The 2,024-nt window shown below is 58.9% G+C and carries 2 protein-coding genes; one reads left to right on the top strand and one right to left on the bottom strand.

Annotated elements, in window-relative coordinates:
- Positions 1-259 precede the first annotated feature (259 nt).
- Positions 260-1,387 (top strand): hypothetical protein, encoded by a 1,128-nt coding sequence (locus tag GTN70_12045; GenBank protein NIO17687.1) that lies wholly within the window; start codon positions 260-262, stop codon positions 1,385-1,387.
- Positions 1,388-1,448: 61 nt separating this feature from the next.
- Here GTN70_12045 and GTN70_12050 read toward each other — a convergent pair.
- Positions 1,449-2,024 (bottom strand): hypothetical protein (locus GTN70_12050; GenBank protein ID NIO17688.1); only part of this gene is annotated, 576 nt, incomplete at its 5' end.

Here is a 2,024-nt window from a genome sequence, read left to right on the forward strand (position 1 = left end):
TCTCGGGAAAGCTGAAACCGTAGGCCTGTACCGCCGGGGCAGGTAGCCTGAATCGCCGCACCGGTCACCATCTCCATTTCCGGGAAACCGGTGCATCCATGAGACCCAGGGTAGAAAGCCCCGTTCATTTTTCTCTGCCCGTCAGCATCTTCTGATAGAATTTTCAAAGGGAACTTTAATCAGTCGGCTGTTCCCTTTTTCGTCTTCTATCAAAGTGCGCAATGGTGCGCAAGCCCGTCTGGCAGAAGGAGGATGTTTCGTGCGCGCACAGGCCGGTTACGTTTCTGCGGTCCCTGATGATGGGAGCCCCTGGCTCTTGAGCCGCAGGTGGGACCTGACCTTCATCACCCTGAGCGTCGTCGTCGTGACCCTGCCGTACCTGAGTTACCTGGGTATGCTCCGCCTCCCCTCTCTCCTCGAGCCCCTTTCGGGAATCCTCGGGGCAACCCCCGACAGCGTCAGCCGCAATATCGTGAACGCCGTCTGTGCGCTGCTCGTCGGCGGGCCGCACATGTACGCAACCTTTTTCCGGACGGCTCTGGACAGGGATTTTGCCAGGGAACACCCCCGGTTCCTGTGGTCCTCCCTCCTCATTCCCGCAGTGGTGGTTACGCTGGCGATGTTGAACCTGGCGCTTCTTCTGACCATCTTTTTCTTCTGGGCCTCGGTTCACGTCCTCCACCAGATCATCTACGTGACCGACCTCTACCGGCACAAAGGAAGCAAGGGCTTTTCCCTCTTTTTCCGCCTGGCCGACTACGGTGTCATACTCACGGCTCTCTATCCCCTCGCTGCATGGAAGATCTCCACGGGGAACTTCAAAATCGGGCCGAACGATTTGAGCGCGGTGGTGGGACGGGTATTTCCGCTGGGGCCCTGGATGATCTGGCTGGCCGGCGGTGCCTTCGCCCTCACCCTGATCGTCTGGCTTGCCGCCACCTTTGTCGCCTGGCGCAACAATACGCTCCACGTCCCCAAAACCCTGTTTATCGCTCTTACCGTGACGGCATCGTTTATCGCGCCGGCGCTGGGGAACCTGGACACGGCGTTTCAGGGCATGAACGTCTGGCACTCCCTCCAGTACCTCGCCCTTACGTGGATGCTCAACCGTCTGCGCTTCGACCGGGGCGAACTGGAGAACTCCCCCTTCGTAAAGCGCTTTTCGTCGCCCGGTTCCGCCCCCCGTTACTACGGGCTCCATCTCGGCCTGACGCTGGTCAACGTGATGGTTATCGGTATCCTATTCGCCCTTTTTCGCTATGTCCTGCACCATTCCTTCGACTTCGCCTTCGACCGGGCATATTACATAGCAGTGCTGAGCGTCCTCTGGATCCACTATTTCCATGACCACTATCTTTTCACCAAGCCCCGGGTCATAAGGGCGTAGATCCCCGCACACCCTTTTATTGCTGTCCGTCAGATGACGGGTCCGTATCCCCGGGGATTTTTCAGAGCGGGGACAGGGCGCTTCCTATCAGGAGGGTCGCCACACCTTCCAGGTTTTTGAGGGGACTTTTGATCAAAAGTTTCCCCTCCCGGGAATCCGCTTTCTCGATGATCCCGATCGCGCGGTCCCGGTTCATCCCGTCCCGGAAAGAGACGATCCTCTTTTCCAGGCCCTGCGGGCTCAGATCTGCGGGGAGCCTGGTAAACCTCACGGGGTAGCTTTGCAGGGAAACCTCGTGGGTGAGGGCGTCTGCAAAGTAGGCGGAGAACTTCTCATACCGGTACCGTGACCTTGTCTCCATCGTTTTGGGCCTTATGTGCCGGGGCACCGGGACGCGGTAAATGCTCATCGATCTGTGGGTCGAAAAGGGGCCGCAGATATCCTCGAGTTCGCCGTTCTTTTCCAGGCCGATGACGATGTCCGGCGAAAGGAGGTCGAGCTTGTAGGTCTTGAGCACGATGGCGGGGGGGGAGGAGATGAACCCGGATGTGTCCGCCACAACCCTGTCGCAGGACAAAAGGGCCCGGTCGGTGATGATTTTTGCCCCGGCAAGACAGGGCAGGAGGTTTCCCTCCGG

This window comes from Deltaproteobacteria bacterium, assembly GCA_011773515.1.
In the GTDB taxonomy this organism is placed as follows: domain Bacteria; phylum Desulfobacterota; class Deferrimicrobia; order J040; family J040; genus WVXK01.